Raw genomic sequence first — 22,822 nt, 5'->3', positions numbered from 1 at the left:
ATGAGCAGTCCGGAATCAGCTGCGCAGCCAGCGGCTGAACGGGGCCAGATCCACCCCCGGTTCCACATACCACGCCTTGCGGGACCAGTCGAACTTGGCGCCCAGCGCCTTCACTTGCTGGGCCTCGTGGATGGTGGCGCTCAGATAATATCTGGCCGGTATTTGTTGTTGAACAGCCTCATTGTTGCGGTTGATCGCCTGTTCGGCTGCCGCGGCGGTGGCGGCCAGGCGCATGCGGGCCAGGTAGGGGCTACGCTGCGCCGCCTCGGACGGGGACAGCAGCGTGAGGCGCGCCTTGGCGCGGGTGGCGGCCACGTAGAACAGGTTTTCCTCTTCGCTGCCGGCGAACATGGGGCTGGGGAATTCGCCCACTTCCAGGAAGGGCAGGATCACGTGCTCGAATTCCTTGCCCTTGGCGTTGCCGGCGCAGTCCAGGGTCACATAGTCTTTTTCGCGCTTGCGGCTGGCGAAGGCTTCGGCCGCGTTCAGGGTCAGCCAGAACTCGCCCAGGGTCTGGCCGGAGTGCTCGGCGAAGGCGATGAAGCCCGCCACCGATTTCGATACCACGCTGGCCTCGTAGGGGCGCACGAAGATGCGCTTGGCGGCCTGCTCCAGGTTGATCTGGCCGCAGATGGCGCGCAGCGCCTCGGCCGCGTTGACGGCCGGGTCCAGGCCGGCCGCGTACTGGATGGCGGCGGCCATGACGCTGCCGCCGGTGCTGCGGGCGGGGTCGCCGTAGCCATCGCCGCCGCCGTTGATGTAGAGCGTGTAGAAGTCGCCCAGCAGCGAGGGCGTGCGCGCCACTTCGCGCTTGGCCATCTCGAGCCGCTCCGGCGCCAGCTGCACTTCGCCGAACACGGCCAGCGCCTCCACCATGGCGGCGCGCACTTCCAGCGACTTGACCGCCTCCAGGTCGCGCAGCGCGATGGCCAGCATGCCGCGCAGGAACAGGATCTCGTCGCGCTGCAGATAGCCCGCCATGGCGGGCGTGCGGTAGCCTATTTTCGCCTTCAGCAGCGCGTTCTCCACGGCGATGGACTGGTGCCGGTCGCGCAGCAGGATGGCGCAGCCTTCCAGCGGGTAGCCGTCGCGCTTCCAGGCCTTGATGGAGGCCACCACCTGCTCGCCGCAGTCGTCGGCGCCGGCGTAGTGCAGCTGCCGGATCTCCGTGTGCAGCGGCAGGCTCGATTCCACCGGCTTGTTCTTGAACTCCTTCATCGCATAGGCCAGGTGCGGGCCGTGGCGGTAAGTGTAGGTCAGCGGGTAGTGCTTCAGCGACGGGTAGTGCGCGGCGAAGCGGTGCGCCAGGAATTCCTGGCTGGCGCCCAGCTTGCTGTAGATCACCTGGTCCTTGTCGCCCGCGCCGACGAAGTAGCAGTCCGGCCGCGCCAGCAGCGCGTTCAGGATGCGGAAGGCGGCTTCGTTCAGGTCGTGCAGCTCGTCGCACACCACCACGCGGTAGGACGGCAGCACCTGCGCGAATTCGGCGGATTGCGAGATCTGGCAGGCCAGGTCGTAGGTGGCGTCGAACGGTCCGCGGAACTGCGCGCCGTCGTCGCCGCCCAGGCGCATGGTTTCGTATTCGCGCGTGGCCAGGTAGTCGGTCAGCGGCACTTTCAGCAGCTCGGCCGCTTCCTCCAGCTCCATGTAGTCCAGGTCCGCGTCCAGCGCCATGGTGGCTTTCAGCGTGAGCTGGAAGTCCAGGAACTGCGACAGCGCGATGTTGTGGGTGCGGATGTCGAGGTATTCCACCTGCCCCGTGTAGCGCTCGCTCACGCGTTCGAGCGCGTGCAGCACATAGGGCTTGAGCTGGCGCGCCTGCGGCAGGCGCTCGGCGGCGCCGCTGCCGCTTTGCGCGAGCATGCGCGCGGCGAAATCCTCGAAGGTGGCCACGTCCACGCGCGAGGCGGCGGCGTAGGGGATGCCGATATCGAGCAGGCGCTGACGCATCACGTCGCGCGCTTCGGGCGTGAACACCAGGGCCAGGATCTGCTCGGGCGGCAGCTTGCGCGCCAGCGCTTCGCCTATGCGCAGGGCCAGGGTGGTGGTCTTGGCCGCGCCGGCGTTGGCGTCGATCAGCACCACCTTGTTCTGGGCCAGCTGGATGGCGGTCTGTTCCGGGGTGCGTATCAGGCCTTGCGGGGTGAAGCGGGGCGGGTTGGATTCGGTCATGGCCGCAGTATACAGGCAGATTCCACGCAGATGCGCCCCCCCGCTAGCGCACCGCCTCCACCTCGGCGGTAAAGCGGTAGCCGGCGCCGCGCTCGGTGCGGATGAAGGCCGGGCCGTTGCCCGGCTGCGGCTCCAGCTTCTTGCGCAGGCGGCCGACCTGGACGTCGACCGCGCGGTCGTACACTTCGTCGTTGTGCATGCGCGACATGTCCAGCAGCTGTTCGCGTGACAGGATGCGCTGCGGCGCGGCCAGGAAGGCGGCCAGCAGGTTGAATTCGTTGTTGGTCAGCGGCACCGGCGCGCCGGCGGGCGTGGTCAGCTTGCGCAGGCGCACGTTCAGCACCCAGCCGCCGAAACGGTAGGCGCGCACCCGGGCCAGCGCGTCGGCCACCGATTCCTGCGCGCGCGAGCGGCGCAGCAGCGCGCGGATGCGGGCCAGCAGCTCGCGCGGCGAGAAGGGCTTGGTCAGGTAGTCGTCGGCGCCCAGTTCCAGGCCCATCACGCGGTCCGCCTCGTCCTTGCGGCCGGTGAGCATGATGATGGGCAGGTTGGAGTCGTCGCGCAGGCGGCGCGCAATCTGCATGCCGTCCTCGCCGGGCAGTTTCAGGTCCAGGATCAGCAGGTCGACCACGTCTTCGGTCATCACGCGGTCCAGGCCGCGCCCGTCGGGCAGGGCGGTGGCGCGAATGTCGTTGTCGCCGAGGTAGTCGACGATCATCTGGCGCACGCCTTCGTCATCATCCACCACCAGCACATGCACATCGCCTGACATTGTTCTTTCCCTGAAAAACCGGCATACCGCCGAGGTGAGATTGTAACAGAATTGTAACAGCCGATTTTGATGTCAATTGAAACATTCGGCGTTCCGCGCGCCATACTGCCGCTTTGACGGCGGCGCATAACTGTGACACAGTTAAACTCCGCTTTCCGCTCCCCAATATGGACCGCCAGATTCCCAACGCGCCCGCCGCCGGCGCCGCATCCGACCCCCTGCCCGGCGCCAGCCTGGCGCACGTGCTGGCCGCGCATGGCGTGCCGGCCAGCCTGGTCGAGGCGGTGCAGACGCTGGAGCGCGCGCGCGCCGCCGCCGAGCGCAACGAGCGCCTGCTGGCCGGCGAAAAGTCGCTGCTGGAGATGATCGCGCGCGGCGAACCGCTGTGCGGCATCCTGGACGCCTGCTGCCGCCTGTTCGACGCGGTGGCCGGCGACGCGCTCAGTTCCCTGCTGGTGATGGACGAGGACGGCATGCTGCTGCGTCCCGGCTCGGCGCCCAATATGCCGCCCGGCTTCATGCTGGCGCTGGAGGGCTCGGTGCTGGTGGGGCCGGGCGAGGGCTCCTGCGGCACGGCGGCCTGGCGCCGCGAACCGGTGTTCGTGGCCGACATCGCCAGCGACCCGCTGTGGGACAAATACCGCCGCCTGCCGCTGGAATACGGCCTGCGGGCCTGCTGGTCCATGCCCATCTTCGCCAGCGGCGGCAAGGTGCTCGGCACCTTCGGCGTGTATTCGCACCAGCCGCTGCCGCCCAGCGTATTGCAGCAGAGCATGATCGCGCGCTTCTCGCATCTGGCCGGCATCGTCATCGAGCGCAGCATGTCGATGGCGGCGCTGCGCCGTTCGGAGGAGCGCTACGAGCTGGCCGTGAACGCGGCGGGCGACGGCCACACCGACTGGGTGGTGGCCACCGACACCTTCTACGCCTCGCCGCGCTACCTTGAGCTGTGCGGCCTGCCGCCGGACACGGTGTTCAGCGGCCGCGCCGACTTCGTGGCGCGCTTCCCCTGCCACCCGGAGGACAGGCAGCGCATGATAGACCAGCTGTCCGGGCATTTCGCCGGCAGCGCCATCCGGCTGCAGCTGGAGCTGCGCATCGTGGTGAACGGCGAAGTGCGCTGGCTGAAACTGACCGGCATGTGTTCGCGCGACCAGCAGGGCCGCCTGGTGCGCTGGAACGCCGCCATCACGGACGTGACGGACCGCACCCGCACCGAAATGGCGCTGCGCGCGTCCGAGCAGCGCTACGCCCTGGCCATGAGCGCCGCCGGCGAGGGCCACTGGGACTGGGACATACTCAAGGACGAGTTCTACGGCTCGCCGCGCATGCTGGAGCTGTACGGCTTCGCGCCCGACACGGTGTTCGCCGGGCGCGCCGATTTCCTGGCGCGCTTCCCCTTCCACCCGGAGGACAAGCCAAAATGGGAAAGGGCGGCGGCCGAGCATTTCGCCGGCCGCAGCGCGCGCTTCGACCTGGAGATCCGCATGCTGCCGCGCGGCGAGCTGCGCTGGATACACCTGACCGGCATGTGCCAGCGCGACGCGGCCGGCACCCCGGTGCGCTGGACCGGCGCCGTCAGCGACGTGACCGAGCGCCACCGCCTGGAGGAGCAGCTGCGGCTGGCGCAGCGCCTGGAAGCGATGGGCACGCTGGCGGGCGGCATCGCGCACGACTTCAACAACATCCTCGCCGCCATCCTCGGCTACGGCGAAATGGCCCTGCGCGACGCCGCCGAAGGCAGCCGCCTGCGGCGCGACGTGGGGCATATCGTGGCGGCGGGCGAGCGCGGACGGGCGCTGGTGGACCGCATCCTGGCCTTCAGCCGGGGCGGCATGGGCGAACGCGAGGCGGTGCACGTGGAGGCGGTGGCGCGCGAGGCGCTGGACCAGCTGGCGGCCAAGCTGCCGCCCGGAGTGGAAGTGAGCGCCCGCTTGCAGGCCGGCCGCGCCGCCATGCTGGGCGACTGCACCCAGGTGCACCAGGTGCTGAGCAACCTCATGCTCAACGGCGTGCAGGCCATGGCGGGCGGCGGCCGGCTGCGGGTGGCGCTGGAAACGCGCAGCGTGAGCGCGCCTTTGCTGGCCACCATAGGCAGTGTTGCTGCGGCGGACTATATCGTGCTGACCGTCAGCGACAGCGGCGCCGGCATTCCCGCCGCCATCCTGGGACGGATATTCGATCCCTTCTTCACCACCAAGGACGCGGGCGTGGGCACCGGGCTGGGGCTGTCGATGGTGCACGCCATCGTGACCGAGCTGGGCGGCGCGGTGAGCGTTGCCAGCAGCGAAGGCGAGGGCAGCACTTTCACCGTTTTCCTGCCGCGCTGCGGCGACGTGGCGGCCGGCGGCGCGGGCGCGGCGCCCGACCTGCCGCCGCGCGGCCAGGGCCAGCGCGTGCTGGTGGTGGACGACGAGGAAGCGCTGGCCCGCCTGGCCGGCGCCATGCTGGACGACCTGGGCTATGAGCACGCGGCGTTCACCTCGCCGGCGCAGGCCCTGGCGGCGTTCGCGGAGGCGCCGGAGCGCTACGACGCCGTCATCACCGACGAACGCATGCCCGGCATGACGGGTTCGGAACTGATACGCGCGCTGCGCGGCGTGCGTGCCGGCATCCCCGTGGTGCTGGCCAGCGGCTACCTGGGGGCGGCGCTGGCCCAGCAGGGCGGCGCGGGCGGGGTGCTGCGCAAACCGTATTCCATGATGGAGCTGGCGCACGCGCTGGCGCTGGTTTTCAGTCCACGTGTCAATTGACACATTGGAGCGCATTCACGTCATGCCGGAGACACGCGTAGCTGGCATACTGCAAGCTCGAACCGTATCGCGTCATAAGAGGACAGTATGTTTTACGACGCCACAGAAGCAGGCGAACCGGTGTTGGCCTTCAATTCGTTCCGTTTTTTCCCGGCGCGCCGCATGCTCTATGAGGATGACCGCCCGCTGCGGCTGGGCAGCCGCGCCATCGACATCCTGCACATGCTGCTTGAACGCGCCGGCGAAACCGTCACCAAGGACCAGCTGATCGCGCGGGCCTGGCCCAACACCGTGGTCGAGGAAGGCAATCTGCGCGTGCACGTGGCCGCGCTGCGCAAGATGCTGGGCGAGCGCCATATCGAGAACGTGGTGGGGCGCGGCTATTGCTTCATCACCCCGGTGGTGCGGCGCGCGGCCGAACCGCCCGCCGCACAGGCCGACGGCGGCACCGGCGGCAGCGCCGCCAACCTGGTCTATCTGCCGCAGAGCGACGGCCTGCCGCCGTGCGCCACCCGCATCTTCGGCCGCGAGCAGACGGTGGCGGCGCTGCAGCGGCAGCTGTCCGAGCGGCGCTTCGTCACCATCGTCGGCACCGGCGGCATGGGCAAGACCACGGTGGCGCTGGCGGCGGCCGAGCGCATGCAGACCCACTGGCGGCAGGGCACGGTGTTCGTTGACCTGGCCTCGCTGACGCGCGCCGACCAGGTGCCGCAGGCGCTGGCCGCCGCGCTGGTGATGGAGCATCCGGCGGCAAAGAGCATGGCCGCCATCGTGGCCGCGCTGCACGGCCACCACCTGCTGCTGATACTGGACAGCTGCGAGCATCTGCTGGAGGCCGTTTCGCTGCTGGCCGAGCAGGTCCTGCACGGCGCGCCCGGCGTGCGCCTGCTGGCCACCAGCCGCGAGCCGCTGCGCGCGGAGGGCGAGTGGGTGCACCGCCTGCCCGCGCTGGAGCTGCCGCCCGAACCTGAGCCGGATACGCCGCCGCTGACGATGGCGCAGGCCATGGTCTATCCATCGGTGCAGCTGTTCGCCGAGCGCGTGCAGGCCAGCGCCGCCGGGCTGGCGCTGGGCGACGCCGAAGCGCCGCAGATCGCGGATATCTGCCGCCGCCTGGACGGCATCCCGCTGGCGATAGAACTGGCCGCCGCGCGCGTGGAGCTGCTGGGCATGCGCGGCTTGATGGCGCGGCTGGATGACTGCTGCTATCTGCTCAAGGGCGGACGGCGCACGGCCAAGGTGCGGCACCGCACGCTGGAGGCAACGCTGGACTGGAGCTACGCGCTGCTGGGCGAAGGCGAGCGCAATATGCTGCACCGGCTGTCGGTGTTCCGGCGCCGCTTCTCGCTGGAGGAGGCGCTGAGCATAGGCGCGGACGGCAGGGAAGGGCTGGAGGAGGCGATGGACGCCTTATCCAGCCTGGTGAGCAAGTCCATGCTGGCCACGGTGGCCGACACCGGCGCGGCGCGCTACCGCATGCTGGAAACCACGCGCAGCTACGCGGCCGCCAAGCTGGCCGAAAGCGGCGAGCATGATGTGGTGCTGGCGCACTACGTGGCGCTGCGCGGCCCGGAACTCTGATCCTTCGCCGCCAGCAAACGCTGCCAGGCGGGCACCGCCGCGCGCCAGAATGCCTGCACGCTGTCCGCTTGCCCATCCAGCCCGTCCAGGCCCAGGAAGCGCGCCGCGGGCAGCAGCGCGGACGCCAGCAACTGCGCCACCGGCGCGCCATTGTCGAAAGCCTGCGCACCGGTTTGTTTGGACAGCTTTTCGCCGTCCGCGTTCGCCACCACCGGCACGTGCAGATAGCGCGGCTGCGGCAGGCCGAGCAGCTCTTGCAGGTAGAGCTGGCGCGGCGTTGAGTCAAGCAGGTCCGCGCCGCGCACGATGTCGGTGACGCCCTGCGCGCCGTCGTCCACCACCACCGCCAGCTGGTAGGCCCAGAAGCCGTCGGCGCGGCGTATCACGAAGTCGCCCACCTCGGCGGCCAGGTCCTGGCATACCTCGCCGTGCCAGCGGTCGTTAAAGCAGATCACGCGGTCTTGCGCTGGCGCCGTGCGCAGCGGTGTTTTCAAGCGCAGCGCGCGCGCCGCCTTGCCCGGCGCCAGGCCGTTGCGGCAGGTACCAGGATAGACCAGCGCCGGGGAGGCCTGGCCCTGGCGCAGCTGCGAATCCTGGATCTCCTTGCGCGAGCAGGAACAGGGATAGACCGCACCCGCTTCGTTTAGCTGCGCCAGCGCCGTCTCGTACAAGTCCGTGCGCTGGGTTTGCCACGTCACCTCGCCGTCCCACTGCATGCCGCAGCGCTGCAGCGACGCCAGGATGTGCCGGTCCACGCCCGCCACGTTGCGGTCGCGGTCCAGGTCTTCAATGCGCACCAGCCAGCGGCCCTGGTGGACCTTGGCGTCCAGATAGCTGGCCATGGCCGCCACCAGTGAACCGAGGTGCAGGGGGCCGGTGGGAGAAGGCGCGAAACGGCCGATGTAGGGGCCGATGTAGGGGGAGCGTGCTGACGTCATGTGAAAAGTATCCCCGACCGGCGCGGTGCGCGTCAACCGCCGCTTGCTGCAGCGCGCAATGGACAAGCAGGAAAGTTCGCATACAATGCTCGGCGCAGCAATGCGGCTGCCTACACCGACTTCCTACCAGACACTATGCAGAAACTGTTCTCGTCCGTTCTTGCCGCCAGCCTCGTGCTCGCCTTCCCCGTCCACGCGGCAGCGCCCAAAGCCGCTCCGCAAAAGCAGCCCAAAGTCCAGGAGGCGCCGTTGCGCGCCCACCTGGCTTTCCTGTCCAGCGACTTGCTGGAAGGGCGCGGCACCGGCCAGCGCGGCGGCGACCTGACCGTGGCTTACCTGGAGACGCAGGCGCTGGCCGCCGGGCTGAAGCCGGTGTCCGGCAAGAGCTTCCGCCAGGCGGTGCAGATCGCGGGCGTGAAGTCGCTGCCGGCCGACAGCTCGCTGCGCCTGGAGGCGAACGGCGCCGCGCTGCCGGCTTCCTTCGGCAAGGACTGGGTGTGGGCGCCGGGCGACGCGCAGGCTGCGCACAGCCTGGACGCGGAACTGGTCTTCGTCGGCTACGGCACCACCGCGCCAGAAGAAGGCTGGAACGATTTCAAGGGCCAGGACCTGAAAGGCAAAGTGCTGGTCATGATGGTGAACGACCCGCAGCCAACCGCCGCCCAGCCCGACCGCTTCGGCGGCAAGGCGCTGACCTACTACGGCCGCTGGACCTACAAGTTTGAGGAAGCGGCGCGCCAGGGCGCGGCCGGCGTGCTACTGATCCACACCACGCCGAGCGCGTCGTATGGCTGGAGCGTGATCCAGAACAGCTGGGACAATGTGGAACGCTTCCAGCTGGCGCAAGGCGCCGCTGGCACCGGCCTGCAAGGCTGGCTGACCGACGACACCGCCCGCGCCCTGTTCAAGGCCGCCGGCCAGGATCTGGACGTGCTGCGCGCCGCCGCCGAAAACAAGGACTTCCAGCCGGTGCCGCTGAAAGCCAAAGTGGCGGGCGAGATGAAGGCCGCCGTGCGCCGCATCGAACAGTTCAACGTGGCCGGCGTGGTGCCGGGCACCGATCCCAAGCTGAAGGACGAAGTGGTGATCTACAGCGCGCACTGGGACCACCTGGGCAAGCAGGGCACCGACGGTGACACAATTTTCAATGGCGCGGTCGACAACGCCTCCGGCAGCGCCGCGCTGCTGGCCATGGCCAAGGAAGCCTCGCTCAATCCGGCCAAGCGCAGCCAGATGTTCCTGTGGGTGGCCGCCGAAGAGCAGGGCCTGCTGGGCAGCGAAGCCTACGCCACCGCGCCCCTGTGGCCGCTGGCCAAGACCGCCGCCAACCTGAATCTGGACAGCCTGAACTTCATCGGCGTGACGCGCGACATCGGCGCCAAGGGCAGCGAGCGCACCGACCTGGGCAAGATGGCCGAAGCCACCGCCAAGGCCATGAATATGGTGATCGCCGAAGCCAGGCCGGACCTGTCGGGCGGCTACTTCCGCAGCGACCACTTCAGCTTCGCCAAGGTGGGTGTGCCGGCGTTCTCCATCACCTCTGGCAGCGACTACTTGGGCGACAAGGAGGCCGCGAAAGCCAAGGCCGCCGCGTACAGCAAGCGCTACCACCAGGTGTCGGACGAATACGATCCGAGCTGGGACCTGGCCGGCATGACGCAGCACGCCCAGTTCGCGCTCAACCTGGGCCGCATGGTGGCGGACGCGCCGAAGATGCCCGAGTGGAAAGCCGGCGACGCCTTCGGCAAAGCCCGCGCCAAGTAAAGCCTGCCAGCCGCCTCCGGGCGGCTTTTCTTTTGCGACCACAGACAGCACATGACATCAACGCGCCTGACCTCACTTGACGCTTTCCGCGGCTTCACCATCGCCAGCATGCTGCTGGTGAACAATCCAGGCGACTGGAGCAATCTGTACTCCCAGCTTGCGCACGCGCACTGGAACGGCTGGACCTTCACCGACTGGATCTTCCCCTTCTTCCTGTTCATCGGCGGCATCTCGATGGCGTTCTCGCTGGGCCGCGCGGCCGACGCGGGCGCGGACAAGGGCGCCTTGCTTCGCAAGCTGTTTAAGCGCGCGCTGCTGATTTTCCTGATCGGCTTCCTGCTCAACTATATCCCGCGCTTCGACCTGGCCAGCGTGCGCATCCCCGGCGTGCTGCAGCGCATCGCGCTGTGCACCATGCTGGCTGCGCCGCTGGTGGTTTATTTCAACTGGCGGCAGATCATCTGGTGGATCGCCGGCCTGCTGGCGTTCTACAGCGCGGTGATGCTGCTGGCGCCGGTGCCGGACGTGAACGGCGTGGTGGCGGCCGGCGTGCTGGAGCCGGGCCGCGACTTCGGCGCCTGGCTGGACCGCCAGTTCCTGAGCGGCCATATGTGGGTGCAATCGAAAACCTGGGACCCGGAAGGGCTGTTCACCACCATCCCCGCGCTGTGCAGCCAGCTGATCGGCGTGCTGGCCGGGCGCTGGCTGATGTCCGGCCGCGAACGCGGCGAGCAGACCGTGTGGATGATGCTGGCCGGCCTGGCGCTGCTGCTGGCGGGCGCCATGCTGGACGTGGTGCTGATGCCGATCAACAAGAGCTTGTGGACCACGTCCTACTGCCTGTTCATCAGCGGCTGGGCGCTGCTGATGTTCTCGGTGTTCTACTGGCTGCTGGACGCCAGCCCGTCGCAATGGCTGCGCGCGAAGGCGCAAAGCGGATCGAGGTTTTTCATCATCTACGGCATGAACGCGCTGTTCATTTTTGCCCTGTCCGGCCTGGTGGCCAAGATGCTGGGCTTCATCAAGTTTGCGCAGGAGGACGGCACGCAGCGCTCGCTGGGCGCCCTGCTGTACGCGCCCATCAAGACGCTGCCCCTGCAGCCGCAGGCGGCCTCGCTGCTGCATGCGCTGCTGTTCAACGCCGTCATGTTCGCCGTGGCCTGGTTCATGTGGCGCCGGCGCTGGTTTGTGAAAGTATAGTCCGGAGCAAGTGTTGCCAAAATAAAATATCAAGTAGATAATGGTGTTTCTTTAACTCAACAGGCTCGGCCTGTGTGCCCATGGAAAACACTAATCCCTACCAAACTCCGCAGACCGTCTTCAATGGAGACGAGGCCGCGCCGGCATCCGGCGAGCTGCAGTATGCGGGCTTCTGGCGCCGCTTTGGCGCGTTCTGGCTGGACGCGCTGTGCTTGCTGCCGCTGACCGGCATCGTGCTGTTCCTCAGCACCAAGTCGCGCTATTTCCATGCGGCGTGGCTGGTGCCCAGTTTGCTGTTCGGCTTGTGGTTTAACGTCTACCTGTTGAAGCGCTACGGCGGCACGCCGGGCAAGCTGATGCTGAAGATCCGCGTGGCGATGGCGGACGGCGCTGCGGTGACCGGCAAGGCGGCCATGCTGCGCTATTCGGTGATGTTTGTGCTGAGTGCGCTGGCCTCGGTGGCGCTGGCGATGGCCGCGCTGGCGATGGGGGATGAGCTGTATCTGTCGCTCGGCTTCATGGGCATGAACACGGCGCTGGTGGAGCAGGCGCCGCTGTGGTACCCGTCCGTGAACACGGCCTTGCAGATCTGGATCTGGGGCGAGTTCATCACCATGCTGTTCAACAAGCGCCGCCGCGCCGTCCATGACTATATGGCCGGCACGGTGGTGGTGCGCAACAGTGTAAAAGCATAACGCTGCAACCGCGTAGGGCGGGTTAGCGGGCTAGTCCCGTGTAACCCGCCAGCCTTGTTACTTGCCGCCTTCGTTGGCGTGCTCGCCCAGGATCTGCTTGGCGTAGCGGACGCCGATGCCGTAGGCCGAGTGCGCCTTGAAGATGTCCATGCAGCCGTCGTAGGTCTCGCCGCGCGCCCAGTCGCGCTGCAGTTCGCACATCCATTGCAGCGAGTTGGTTGGCGTGGCGCCGGCCTGCACCATGCGCTGCACGGCGCGCTCGTGCGCTTCCACGGTGGTGTCGCCGCAGGCGTCGGTCGGCACGAAGATTTCATAGCCTTCGGCCAGCATCTGCAGGGTCGGGAAGGTCACGCACACTTCGGTCCACAGGCCGGCGATGATGATGCGCTTGCGGCCGGTGGCCTTGATCGCGTCCTTGAAGCCCTGGTCTTCCCACGAGTTCATCGAGGTGCGGTCGATCGGTTTCTGGTCCGGGAACACGGACTGGATTTCCGGAATCAGATGGCCGCTGAAGGTCTCGGAGGCGATGGTGGTGAGGATGGTCGGCACACCGAACAGCTTGGCGGTCTTGGCCAGGATCTGTGCGTTGTGCAGCAGGGCGGTGCGCTCGTGCGACATGGTGCCGAACAGCATTTGCGGCTGGTGGTCGATCAGCGCCAGGACGCAGTCTTGCGGGTTCAGCAGGGTGTTGTAGGACATAGTTTTCTCCGTGAAAAGTGGGGGTGGCAAAGCATGTTCACACTTTGCCAGCTTTGCCTTATTTGCACGTCTGCTATAAGGCCTGCCCCCGCTCTTGCTTAGGAGAGAGCGGCCTGTTTCCTGCCCGTGAATTCGGTGGCGTAGACCAGCGTGGCGATCAGCGGGAAGGCCAGTCCGGTCAGCAGCACGCCGTGCCAGCCGTTGTGCGCATACATCCAGGCGCCCAGCGAGGAGCCGATGGCGCCGCCGCAGAAAAACACCGCCATGTATAAGCCGTTGAGGCGGCTGCGCACGTCTTCGCCGAGCGCGAAGATGGCGCGCTGGCCGGTGACCAGGCTGGCGGACACGCCCGCGTCCAGCACGATGGAGGCGGCCACCAGCAAGCCCAGGTCGAACACGCGGCCGCCCTGCAGCAGCAGCGGCGCGCCAAAGGCGATCAGCGCGGCGGCCAGCGCCATGCCTGTGGTGGAGCGGCTCTTGCCCTGGTCGGCGCGGCGGCCGGCGAAGGGCGAGGCGATGGCGCCTGCCACGCCGGCCAGCGCGAAGATGGCGATGCCGGTCTGCGTGAGATTGAAATACGGGGTGGACAGCACCAGCGGCACGGTGGTCCAGAACAGGCTGAATGCGCCGAACATGCAAGCCTGGTAGGCCGCGCGGCGGCGCAGGATGGGCGTAGTGGCCAGCAGGCGCCACATCGAGCCGAGCAAGGCGCCGTAAGGCATGGTGGCGACGGGCTGGCGCTGGGGCAGCTTGCGGTGCAGCAGCAGCGCGAGCAAGGCCGTGCCTATGGCCGACAGCACGAAAATGGCGTGCCAGTTGAACGCGTCCGTGACCAGGCTGGACACCGGGCGCGCCAGCATGATGCCCATCAGCAGGCCGGACACCACCTTGCCCACGGTCTGGCCGCGCGTATGCGGCGGCGCCAGGTGGGAGGCGAACGGCACCACCACTTGCGCGGCCACCGAGCCCAGGCCTATGCACAGCGCGGCGGCCAGGAACAGCGCGGCGTTGCTGGTGCTGGCCGCCGTCAGCAGCGCCAGCGACGTGGCGCCCAGGCAGGTGACGATCAGGCGGCGGTTCTCCATCAAGTCGCCCAGCGGCACGATGAAGATCATGCCGAGGCAGTAGCCGATCTGCGTCAGCGTGACGATCAGCCCGGCCGCGCCGGCCGACAGGCCGGTGGCGCGGCTGATGGGGCCGACCAGCGGCTGCGCGTAATACAGGTTGGCGACGATGAGGCCGGTGGCGGTGGCCAGCAGCAGCACCATGCCGGGGGAAATCCCGGGCATGGCTGTGGTTTGGTTGGTGGTCAACTGGAACTCCTGGGGGCGAACGGCAAGGGCCAGCGCCCTGCTCAATGATAGGCGGGCACAGCGGGACAGTTATTGTAGAGGGGAATGGCGATTCCTGCTGGCGCCCGCCGCTATAGGGGGTATATGCGGCGGGAGTATCTGCGATGCTACAAGGTGCGCAGGAAGGCGGTCAGGTCGGATTTTTCTTTGTCGCTGAGCTTGGTTTCCAGGATGAGGTTGAAGAACTCCACCGTGTCTTCCAGCGTCAGCAGGCGGCCGTCGTGCAGATAGGGCGGGGACTCCTTGATGCCGCGCAGCGGGAAGGTCTTGATGGGGCCGTCGGCGGTGGCCATCATGCCGTTGATCATGCGCGGCTTGTAGAAGCGCTCGGCTTTCAGATTGTGCATCAGGTTGTCGGTGTAGTAGGGCGCGGCGTGGCAGGTGGCGCACTGGGCCTTGCCGAAGAACAGCGCCTGGCCGCGCAATTCCGCTTCGCTGGCCTTGCGCGCATCGAGCTTGCCGTCCATGCCCAGCTTGGGCGCGGGCGGGAAGTCCAGCAGGGCCTGGAACTCGGCCATGAAGTGCACCTGGCTGCCGCGCTCGAGCGGGTTGACGCCTTTCTTGGTGGCGATGACCGGATCGCCGTCGAAATAGGCGGCGCGCTGCTCGAATTCGGTGAAGTCTTCCACCGTCTTCAGGGCGCGCTGCGAGCCGAACAGGCGCTGCACGTTGAGGCCGCGCAGCGTGGGCGTGTCGATGCGGTGGCGGAAGATCTGCGGGCGGATGTCGCCCACCAGGTGGGTGGAGGCGTTGCTGTGGCCGTTGGAATGGCAGTCCAGGCAGGCCACGCCCCGGCTGGGACGCTCGGAGCGCCGGTCCTCGGTCTGGTTGAACTGCTGCTGCGGGAAGGGCGTGAGCAGCAGGCGCAGGCCTTCCAGCTGCTTGGGATTGAGCAGGCCGTTGAACATGGCGTGGAAGTTGTCGATGGTGAGCAGCTTGCCGCCGGAAACATCGCCCAGGTCGCTGCGCGTGGTGAGGAAGATGGGTGCGGGGAACTCGGGCAGGAAGTGGTCGGGCAGGTCGAAATCGAGGTCGAAGCGGGCCAGGTCGCGCTGCTCCTGGCGCTTGATCTCGTCGATGTGGAACTGCGGGAACAGCATGCCGCCTTCGGCGTGGTTGGGATGCGGCAGCGGCAGGAAGCCGGCCGGGAACAGCTCGCGCGCGCGGATCTCGGCCGGATCAAGCTCGGCCAGCCGCTGCCAGCTGGCGCCCGCAGGCAGCTTGACGCGCACGCCGCCCTGCACCGGCTTGCCACGGAACATGGTGGCGCCGCTGGGACGGTTGGCCAGGTCGTAGCGCTGCGCCAGCAGTTCGCGCTGGCGCTGCATCAGGCCGGCGCGCGCGGCGCGCATGCGGGCCAGCGTGGTGTTGAAATCCTCGGTGATGTCCACCTTCATGTAGCTGGTGGGACGCTCGCCGGCGCCGGCCGCAGGCGCAGCCTGCTGCGCTTGCTGTGCGCCCGCTTCGCCGGGCGGCGCGGCCGTCACGGCGAAGCACACGCCGGCAATGGCGGCCGCCGCTGCCAGCGCGGCGAGACGCAGGGCAATTGCCAGTGGGATGGCGGATGTGGTTTTCATGGTGCTCTCCTGCTGCGTGGCCGGGCAATTCGCCCAATTCCAGTTAAGCAGGCAGGAGAGCTACATCAATGCTTAAGGCCGGAGCGTTTGCGCTGGCTCAAGCCGCTGCCGGATGGCGGCGGTGATGTCGTAGGAATGCAGGCGCCTGGCGTGCTCGAAGATTTGCGAGGTGATCATCAGCTCGTCCGGCCGGGTGCTGTTGATGAAGGCTTGCAGCTGGCTGGCGACGGTGTCCGGCGAACCGATCGCCGAGCAAGACAGCACCGAGTCGAGCATGGCGTTTTCCTGCTGGCCCAGCGTGCCGCGGTAGTTGGCCATGGGCGGCGGCAGCTGCGAGGGGCGGCCGGTGCGCAGGTTGACGAAGGCCTGCTGCATGGATGTGGCGAGCAGCTGCGCCTCCTCGTCGGTGTCGGCCGCGAACACATTGAAGCCCAGCATCACGTAAGGCTGGGCGAGCTGCGCGGACGGCTTGAAGTTGGCGCGGTACAGCGCCACCGCCTGCATCATCTGCTGCGGCGCGAAGTGCGAGGCGAACGCATACGGCAGGCCGAGGTGCGCCGCCAGCTGCGCGCCGAACAGGCTGGAACCCAGTATCCACAGCGGCACCTTGGCGCCCTTGCCGGGCACGGCCAGCACGTGCTGGCGCGGCGTGTCCGACATATAGTCCTGCAGCTCCAGCACGTCCTGCGGGAACTCGTCCGAGTCCGACGCCAGGTTGCGGCGCAGCGCGCGGGCGGTGGTCTGGTCGGAGCCGGGCGCGCGGCCCAGGCCCAGGTCGATGCGGCCCGGATGCAGCGCTTCCAGCGTGCCGAACTGCTCGGCGATCACCAGCGGCGAGTGGTTGGGCAGCATGATGCCGCCCGCGCCCACGCGTATGGTTTTGGTGCCGCCGGCCACGTGCGCCATCACCACCGAGGTGGCGGCGCTGGCAATGCCGGGCATGCCGTGGTGTTCCGCCAGCCAGTAGCGGTTGTAGCCCCAGCGTTCGCCGTGCTGCGCCAGATCCAGCGTGTTGCGCAGTGAGGTGGACGCATCGCTGCCTAGTGCGATGGGGGAAAGGTCGAGTATGGAAAATGGAATCATGGCTGGGATATGGCGACGCCTGGCTGGGTTTCAATGAAGGCCCTGACGCGCGCATGGCCTTTCCGCTACACTTGCAAAACTCTAAAGGTATCAACACCAACATCAAAGACGGGACACAATGCTGAAGAAACTTACCATGACGGCGCTGCTCGTGCAGGCCGCGTTCCATCCGGCCGCGCAGGCCGCCTCCCTGAGCGACGCCGCCACGGCCACCGCCCGCTACGCGCTGGAGACTTATCCGCAGCAGATGACCGCCGCGCTGGCCGCCATGGTCAGCCACAACACGGTGGCCGATCCTGCCCTCACGGCCGACAAGAATCCCGCGCACCTGGGCTTCAAGCAGCTGCTCAAGGAAGAGGCCGCGCGCCTGGGCCTGGACTACAAGGACCACGGCTATGTGGTGGTGATCGGCCTGGGCGAGAGCACGGACCGGGTCGGCATCATCACGCACGGCGACGTGCAGCCGGTGAACCCGGCCAAGTGGGCCAAGTCGCCGTTCGAGCTGGACAGCACCAGCGAGCCGGGCCGCCTGATCGCGCGCGGCGCGGAGGACGACAAAGGCCCGATCGCCACCGCCATGTATGCGATGAAGGCGATCAAGGACCAGAAAGTGGCGCTCAAGAAGCGCTTGGAATTGTACGTCTACATGGCCGAGGAGTCGGACTGGGGGCCGCTGGAGGCTTTCCTGAAAGACCACGTGCCGCCGCAAATGAACATCACGCTGGACGCGGAATATCCCGCAGTGACGGCCGAGAAGGGCTGGGGCATGGTGAAAGTGACCATGCCTGCGCTGCCTGTCCCGGCGGCCGCCGGCAAGGGACCGCTGCTGCGCGAATTCGCGGGCGGCTTCTTCGGCAGCCAGATTCCGGAAGACGCCAGCGCCGTGATCGCCAACGCCACGCCCGCGCTGGAGAAGCAGATCCGCGCGCGCGCCGCCAAGCAGAAGGGCATGCGCTACCAGTACGCCTGGCAGGGCCGCGAGCTCAAGATCACCGCGCTGGGCGTGTCCGCGCACTCGTCCACGCCGGAAGACGGCGTCAACGCCATCAGCATGCTGGCCGACGCGCTCAAGGTGCAGCCGTGGAAAGCCACCGCCGCCGCCGGCATGGTGACCATGCTGAACGACCTGGTCGGCACCGGCATCTACGGCGAACGATTTGGCAAGGCCGCCTACCGCGACGATTTCATGGGGCCGATGACGGTGGCGCCAACCGTGCTCAAGCAGAAAGACGGCGGCATCGAGCTGAACATCAATCTGCGCCGGCCACGCGGCAAGGCCACGGCGCAGCTGCAGGCCGAGTTCCAGCAGGCGTTTGACGAATGGAAGCGCACGCACGTGCAGCAGGCCAGCATCGCCATGCAGATCGGCGAGCCGTGGGTGCAGACGGACGCGCCGCAACTGCCGGTGCTGCTGGACGTGTTCTCGCATTACACGGGTATCCAGAATGCCAAACCGACATCGATAGGCGGCGGCACCAATTCCCGCTTGTTCCCCAAAGCGGTGGCCTTCGGTCCCGCCATGCCGGACACGCCTTACACCGGCCATTCCGAGCACGAGTTCATCACCACCAAACAGTTGATGCTGAACCTGCAGATGTACACGGCTGTGCTGGTCGAACTGGCACGATAGTCCCGCTTTAATATCACCTTGTTATCGACGCGGCGCGCCTTTGTTGGCGCGCCGCGTTTTATTTTGCGGCTACGTGAAACTAGGTATTCCCTTACGGAAAAATAAGCCTTACCATCAGCAGCAATAAGGCTTACTTTCACGCCGACCGTTACCTGAATCTCATCTTTTCAATATCACCATTTGCGATGCCGGATCGTCAATGATCACCGGCAGGGGACTTTGCATGTCACGTAAATTATTGTCAGTTTGCGCATTGCTGTTGGCGGTTTGCCAGCCCGCGCTGAGCGCCACCCTGGACATGAGCGCGCACCCGCAGCCGGCCGGCGCCATCGCCGCGTCGATGGAGGAAGCGCCGCGCCGTGGCGCCTTGTTCAAGGTGCAGCACGACGGCCGCACCAGCTATCTGTTCGGCACCGTGCATGCCGGCAAGCAGGCTTTCTTCCCGCTGGAGCCGCAGGTGACGCGCGCGCTGGCCGATTCCAATGCGCTGGTGCTGGAGCTGGACGTGCGCGCCAGCGAGCCCTTCCAGCAGGCGCTGGCGGCCCATGGCAGCTATCCCAAGGGCGACAGCATCCGCAAGCATTTGTCCGGCGAAACGCTGGCGCTGCTGCAGCAGGCGCTGGGCCGCGCCGGCATGTCGCTGGACAAGCTGGAACAGTACCGGCCGTGGCTGCTGGCCAATTTGCTGGTCGGTGCGGAAATCGAGCGCAACGGCTATGTGCGCAGCCAGGGCGTGGAGCAGTTCCTGCTGAAGGCCGCCGCGCAGCAAAGCAAGCCGCTGCGCGAGCTGGAGAGCGCGGATTATCAGCTGGGCCTGTTTGCCAGCATGGACGACGCGCAGCAGGAAACCTATCTGCGCGAGAACCTGGCCGAACTGGCCAGCGGCGCGGCGCTGAAAAAGACCTCCAGCCTGATCGACGCCTGGAGCCGCGCGGACGCGCCAGGCATCAACGCGGCCTGGCAATCCATGGTCAGCGGCGGCAGCGTGTCCGCCGCCTTCATGGAACGCACGCTGCTGGGCAAGCGCAATCCCGAGATGACGGCCTCGATCGAAAACATCATGAAGGCGGACCGGACTGCTTTCGTTGGCGTCGGCCTGCTGCATTTGCTGGGCGAGCAGGGCGTGCCCGAGCTGCTGCGCCAGCGCGGCTATCAGGTCGAACAGATTTACTAGGCCGGCCCGGCTGGGCTTTCCCGCCGCACTATTCGCGCGTGACGCTGCCGTTGGCGTAGCGCACGCGTTCCCCGTTCTTGTAGCTCGGCATGCTCTCTGCCAGCACGGTTTGCGTGCTGCCGTCGTCCATGCGCACGGTGACGCGGTAGATCTTGTCGGTGGGCGAGCCCATGGTGCCGCCGGCCGCCGCCGCTGCGCTGGACAAGCCCATGGACATGGCGTCCTGCCGCGTGATCTGGTCTATGGCCTGCACCACGCCGCTGCCGCTGCTGGTGCTCTGCATGCCGGGGCTGCTGCCGGACCCGGCAGTGCTAGCCATGCTGCTGGTGCCGCTCGTGGTCCCGCTGCTGCCCATGCTGCTGGCACTGCTGCTCGGGCTGCTGGTACTTGAGCTGCCGCTGCTGCCGGTGCTGCTGGTGCTTGGGCTGCCCGTGCTGCTGGTGCTACTGCTCCCATTCCCGGGCCACTTGCTGTCCGAAGCGCAGCCTGCCAGCGCCATCAGCGCGCAAGCCAGTAAAGTATGTTTTAAGTTCATGATGATCTCCGTTATACGAGCGTCCGCTCGAATAGCTTGGATGGCCTCCGAGGCCAGTTGTTCCGGCACAAACACCACTCTTTGATGCGCATCAAACGATTACCTGAAATACATGGCCATAATTGCGTGTCAGAAACTCATAGGAAATGGCTATGTTCAAACGCAGGACGGACAAAGTAATTGAAGATTTGACGGCAGCTACCTGCGGGCTGCAGTCAGACCGGCGCCAAAGTTATGTATTGGCGCAAGCATTGCATGGACTGGTGCGCCTGGCGAAAGCCGAGCAGTTGCTGGAAATGCGCATGGACGCGGAAAAAGCCAGCGGCAGCCTGGCATGCGCCAGCCGCAAGCGGCAGACGCGGGCCATCCTGCGCAAGATCGGCATGGATGTGAAAAGCCGGCAGCGGGAGCTGGAATTCGGCCAGCAATATCCGGAAGGAAAAGACGAGACTTCCTAGGCAGCGGCCGGGCGGCGGCTCCACAGCAGCCACAGCACGCTGGCGGTGAGCAGGGCGGAGGCCGTGTCCACCGCCCAGTCCGATATCGCGCCATGGCGGTAGGGCAGGAAGCTCTGCACCAGCTCATCGAGCGCGCCCATGGCCATGATGGTGGCTACCGACTTGACGGCCCGCAAAGCGGCGCTGCCCGTGCTGCCGGTAAATAGCAAAAAGGTCAGGCCGGCGTAGGCGCAGGAGTGCAGCACCAGGCCGGACGCGACCGTGCCGATGTCGCTACGGGCGCCGGGAATCGAGCCGAGCACCAGTATCATCAGATACAGCACCAGCGCCGCGCGGTAGCGCAACTGTGCGTGGGAGGACGTGAGGACGACTTGCTGAAGTAGGGAACGCATAGCGCAAGGATAGCATGCGGGCAAAAAAATACCCGCTGGTTAAAGCGGGCTGAAAAACCCATTCGGGTCAAGAGAGCAGAGATCGCACATACAGAATTCGGGTGGTGCGCTCGAGGCGCACCTTACTGCTTGCCACGCATATCGGTTGCATGTGCAGCAGATGAAGCAACTTTACATACCTCATATGACGCCATCGTGACATATCTCAAGGGACAAGCAAAAAAAAAGCCCGCTGGTTAAAGCGGGCTTCAAACTATTATCTTGGAGGAGAATAGTGGAGACAGGTGTAATTATGCTGCGCTACAGCATATATGTCTAATTTTCATTTTTCATATCAGTAATAAATTTTCCGTATAACTCAATCCTTGACCGGCACCGTGTAGTTTAGCGCCATGCGGCCGCCGTCCACGAACAGGGTCTGGCCCGTCATATAGGAAGCGTCGTCGCTGGCCAGGAAGGCGGCGATGGACGCCACTTCCTCCGGTTCGCCGCAGCGGCCGATGGGCGTGCGCGACAGGATGGTGTGGCGCGCCTCCGGGCTGCCCAGCACGGCTTTCTTGGCCAGCTCGGTCAGGATGGTGCCCGGGCCGATGCCGTTCACGCGGATGCCGTGCTGCGCCAGGTTCAGCGCCATCACCTTGGTCAGCTGGTTGATGCCGCCCTTGGACACCACGTAAGGCACCTGGTCCGGTATCGCCAATTCGGAATTGACGCTGGACATATTGATGATGCAGCCGCTCTTCTGCTTGACCATCTCGCGCGCCACGGCCTGGCTGCACAGGAACATGGATTTGAGGTTGATGCGCATGACGCGGTCGAAATCGTCCTCGGTGACGTCGAGGAAATCGGCCTTGTGGGTCACGCCGGCGTTGTTGATCAGGATGTCGATGCGGCCGAACGCCGCCAGGGTTTCCGCGACGAGGGCGTCCACGTCGGCTTTCTGGCTCACATCGGCGGTGCAGAAGCGGGCCTGGTCGCCCAGCGTTTCAGCCGCTTGCGCGCCTTCCGGCTTGATGTCCACCAGCATGACTTTGGCGCCTTCGGCGATCAGGCGCTGCGCGCAGGCGAGGCCGATGCCCTGGGTTGCGCCGGTGACGATGGCTACTTTTTGGGAGAGTTTCATTGTGTGATCCAGGGGTTGAGGGCGATGGAGCGAATTTTACTTCACCCACGCCGGCGTTATAATGGTGGGTTTGCATTTTATGAGAGGGGTGGCCGTGAATTTTATTAACAAGCTGAATGCCGCATGGACGGCCAACGACTCCCTGCTGTGCGTCGGCCTGGATCCGGATATGGCCAAGCTGCCGCCCCAGTTCCAGCAAGACCCGAACGGCATTTTCAATTTCTGCAAAGAGATCATCGACGCGACGGCCGACCTGGCGTGCTCCTTCAAGCCGCAGATCGCCTATTTCGCGGCCCTGAGCGCCGAGCGCCAGCTGGAGGACATCTGCGCCTATGCGCGCGAGAACTACCCGCACATTCCGCTGATACTGGACGCCAAGCGCGGCGACATCGGCGCCACCGCGCGCCAGTACGCGCGCGAGGCGTATGACCGCTACGGCGCGGACGCCGTCACCGTGAACCCCTACATGGGTTCGGATTCGGTGGAGCCGTATATGGAATGGGCCGACCGCGGCGTCATCATCCTGTGCCGCACGTCGAACGCCGGCGGTTCGGACCTGCAGTTCCTGAACGTGGACGGCAAGCCGCTGTACCAGCACGTGGCGCGGCTGGTGGCGGAAAAGTGGAACAGCAACGGCCAGTGCGCGCTGGTGGTCGGCGCCACCTTCCCGGAAGAACTGGCGCAAGTGCGCGCGATTATCGGCGACATGCCGCTGCTGGTGCCGGGTGTCGGCGCGCAGGGCGGGGACGTGGAAGCGACCGTCAAGTCGGGCCGCACCGCCAATGGCGCGGGCATGATGATCAATTCCTCGCGCGCGATCCTGTACGCGGCGCAGCAGCCGGGCGAGGATTTCGCCATGGCCGCGCGCCGCGTGGCGCTGGAAACCCGCGACGCGATCAACGCGCACCGCGCGGGCTGAGCCGC

General features: G+C 66.6%; 20 protein-coding genes. 10 read left to right on the top strand and 10 right to left on the bottom strand.

What is annotated here, in order from left to right; genetic code table 11:
• Positions 1–15: 15 nt before the first annotated feature.
• Positions 16–2,172, bottom strand: coding sequence for an ATP-dependent helicase (locus AC07S4_RS06910; protein WP_494985930.1), 2,157 nt, complete (start codon positions 2,170–2,172; stop codon positions 16–18).
• Between the two features lie 43 nt (positions 2,173–2,215).
• Positions 2,216–2,944 (bottom strand): response regulator, encoded by a 729-nt coding sequence (locus AC07S4_RS06905; RefSeq protein ID WP_494985929.1) that lies wholly within the window; start codon positions 2,942–2,944, stop codon positions 2,216–2,218.
• Positions 2,945–3,111: 167 nt separating this feature from the next.
• Between AC07S4_RS06905 and AC07S4_RS06900 the strand changes: the two genes are divergently transcribed.
• Together AC07S4_RS06900 and AC07S4_RS06895 are read left to right on the top strand one after the other, a co-directional pair.
• Entirely contained in the window at positions 3,112–5,697 is a 2,586-nt protein-coding gene (locus tag AC07S4_RS06900; RefSeq protein ID WP_494985928.1) for an ATP-binding protein, read from the top strand.
• Between the two features lie 162 nt (positions 5,698–5,859).
• A complete protein-coding gene (locus AC07S4_RS06895) occupies positions 5,860–7,278 on the top strand; it encodes an ATP-binding protein (RefSeq protein WP_494985927.1) in 1,419 nt (472 codons plus the stop codon).
• Here the strand turns inward: AC07S4_RS06895 and gluQRS are convergent.
• Positions 7,248–8,216 (bottom strand): tRNA glutamyl-Q(34) synthetase GluQRS, encoded by a 969-nt coding sequence (gluQRS, locus tag AC07S4_RS06890; protein ID WP_494985926.1) that lies wholly within the window; start codon positions 8,214–8,216, stop codon positions 7,248–7,250. The genes AC07S4_RS06895 and gluQRS overlap by 31 nt on opposite strands.
• Before the next feature lie 135 nt (positions 8,217–8,351).
• On the opposite strand from gluQRS, the gene AC07S4_RS06885 reads away from it, so the two are divergent.
• From AC07S4_RS06885 to AC07S4_RS06875, 3 genes are all read left to right on the top strand, one after another.
• Positions 8,352–9,980 (top strand): M28 family peptidase, encoded by a 1,629-nt coding sequence (locus tag AC07S4_RS06885; protein WP_494985925.1) that lies wholly within the window; start codon positions 8,352–8,354, stop codon positions 9,978–9,980.
• Between the two features lie 51 nt (positions 9,981–10,031).
• On the top strand, positions 10,032–11,180 hold the full coding sequence (locus tag AC07S4_RS06880; protein WP_494985924.1) for an acyltransferase family protein: 1,149 nt from the start codon (positions 10,032–10,034) through the stop codon (positions 11,178–11,180).
• A gap of 80 nt (positions 11,181–11,260) precedes the next feature.
• The gene (locus AC07S4_RS06875; protein WP_494985923.1) at positions 11,261–11,875 is read left to right on the top strand and encodes an RDD family protein; all 615 of its coding nucleotides are present in this window, start codon (positions 11,261–11,263) and stop codon (positions 11,873–11,875) included.
• A 57-nt stretch (positions 11,876–11,932) separates the two neighbouring features.
• On the opposite strand, the gene AC07S4_RS06870 is transcribed toward AC07S4_RS06875, so the two are convergent.
• From AC07S4_RS06870 to AC07S4_RS06855, 4 genes are all read right to left on the bottom strand, one after another.
• The gene (locus tag AC07S4_RS06870) at positions 11,933–12,574 is read right to left on the bottom strand and encodes a hydrolase (protein ID WP_494985922.1); all 642 of its coding nucleotides are present in this window, start codon (positions 12,572–12,574) and stop codon (positions 11,933–11,935) included.
• Positions 12,575–12,672: 98 nt separating this feature from the next.
• On the bottom strand, positions 12,673–13,842 hold the full coding sequence (locus AC07S4_RS06865; RefSeq protein ID WP_494986445.1) for an MFS transporter: 1,170 nt from the start codon (positions 13,840–13,842) through the stop codon (positions 12,673–12,675).
• Positions 13,843–14,033: 191 nt separating this feature from the next.
• Positions 14,034–15,503 carry a hypothetical protein gene (locus tag AC07S4_RS06860; RefSeq protein WP_494985921.1) on the bottom strand — a complete coding sequence of 490 codons (1,470 nt, stop codon included), beginning with the start codon at positions 15,501–15,503 and terminating at the stop codon, positions 14,034–14,036.
• 72 nt (positions 15,504–15,575) lie between these two features.
• Positions 15,576–16,586: an LLM class flavin-dependent oxidoreductase gene (locus tag AC07S4_RS06855; protein WP_494985920.1), complete on the bottom strand. Its 1,011-nt coding sequence runs from the start codon at positions 16,584–16,586 to the stop codon at positions 15,576–15,578.
• A 118-nt stretch (positions 16,587–16,704) separates the two neighbouring features.
• Between AC07S4_RS06855 and AC07S4_RS06850 the strand changes: the two genes are divergently transcribed.
• On the top strand, positions 16,705–18,216 hold the full coding sequence (locus AC07S4_RS06850) for a dipeptidase (RefSeq protein WP_494985919.1): 1,512 nt from the start codon (positions 16,705–16,707) through the stop codon (positions 18,214–18,216).
• A gap of 223 nt (positions 18,217–18,439) precedes the next feature.
• Entirely contained in the window at positions 18,440–19,390 is a 951-nt protein-coding gene (locus AC07S4_RS06845; protein ID WP_494985918.1) for a TraB/GumN family protein, read from the top strand.
• Between the two features lie 28 nt (positions 19,391–19,418).
• On the opposite strand, the gene AC07S4_RS06840 is transcribed toward AC07S4_RS06845, so the two are convergent.
• Positions 19,419–19,709, bottom strand: a complete 291-nt coding sequence (locus AC07S4_RS06840; RefSeq protein ID WP_494985917.1) for a hypothetical protein — start codon at positions 19,707–19,709, stop codon at positions 19,419–19,421.
• Here AC07S4_RS06840 and AC07S4_RS06835 point away from each other — a divergent pair.
• Together AC07S4_RS06835 and AC07S4_RS06830 are read left to right on the top strand one after the other, a co-directional pair.
• Positions 19,708–20,010 (top strand): hypothetical protein, encoded by a 303-nt coding sequence (locus tag AC07S4_RS06835; RefSeq protein ID WP_494985916.1) that lies wholly within the window; start codon positions 19,708–19,710, stop codon positions 20,008–20,010. The genes AC07S4_RS06840 and AC07S4_RS06835 overlap by 2 nt on opposite strands.
• A 154-nt stretch (positions 20,011–20,164) precedes the next feature.
• On the top strand, positions 20,165–20,383 hold the full coding sequence (locus AC07S4_RS06830; protein ID WP_494985915.1) for a hypothetical protein: 219 nt from the start codon (positions 20,165–20,167) through the stop codon (positions 20,381–20,383).
• Here the strand turns inward: AC07S4_RS06830 and AC07S4_RS06825 are convergent.
• On the bottom strand, positions 20,380–20,775 hold the full coding sequence (locus AC07S4_RS06825) for a VanZ family protein (protein WP_494985914.1): 396 nt from the start codon (positions 20,773–20,775) through the stop codon (positions 20,380–20,382). The two genes, AC07S4_RS06830 and AC07S4_RS06825, sit on opposite strands and share 4 nt — an antisense overlap.
• A 358-nt stretch (positions 20,776–21,133) precedes the next feature.
• Positions 21,134–21,898 carry an SDR family NAD(P)-dependent oxidoreductase gene (locus tag AC07S4_RS06820; protein WP_494985913.1) on the bottom strand — a complete coding sequence of 255 codons (765 nt, stop codon included), beginning with the start codon at positions 21,896–21,898 and terminating at the stop codon, positions 21,134–21,136.
• 94 nt (positions 21,899–21,992) lie between these two features.
• Here AC07S4_RS06820 and pyrF point away from each other — a divergent pair, with 94 nt between their 5' ends.
• Positions 21,993–22,817, top strand: coding sequence for an orotidine-5'-phosphate decarboxylase (gene pyrF, locus AC07S4_RS06815; protein WP_161073236.1), 825 nt, complete (start codon positions 21,993–21,995; stop codon positions 22,815–22,817).
• The last annotated feature ends 5 nt before the right edge of the window (positions 22,818–22,822 follow it).

The organism is Pseudoduganella sp. GW821-FHT05F09 (assembly GCF_059419605.1).
Note: the sequence above shows the minus strand (reverse complement) of the source record. Positions and strands in the feature narration are given on the sequence as shown.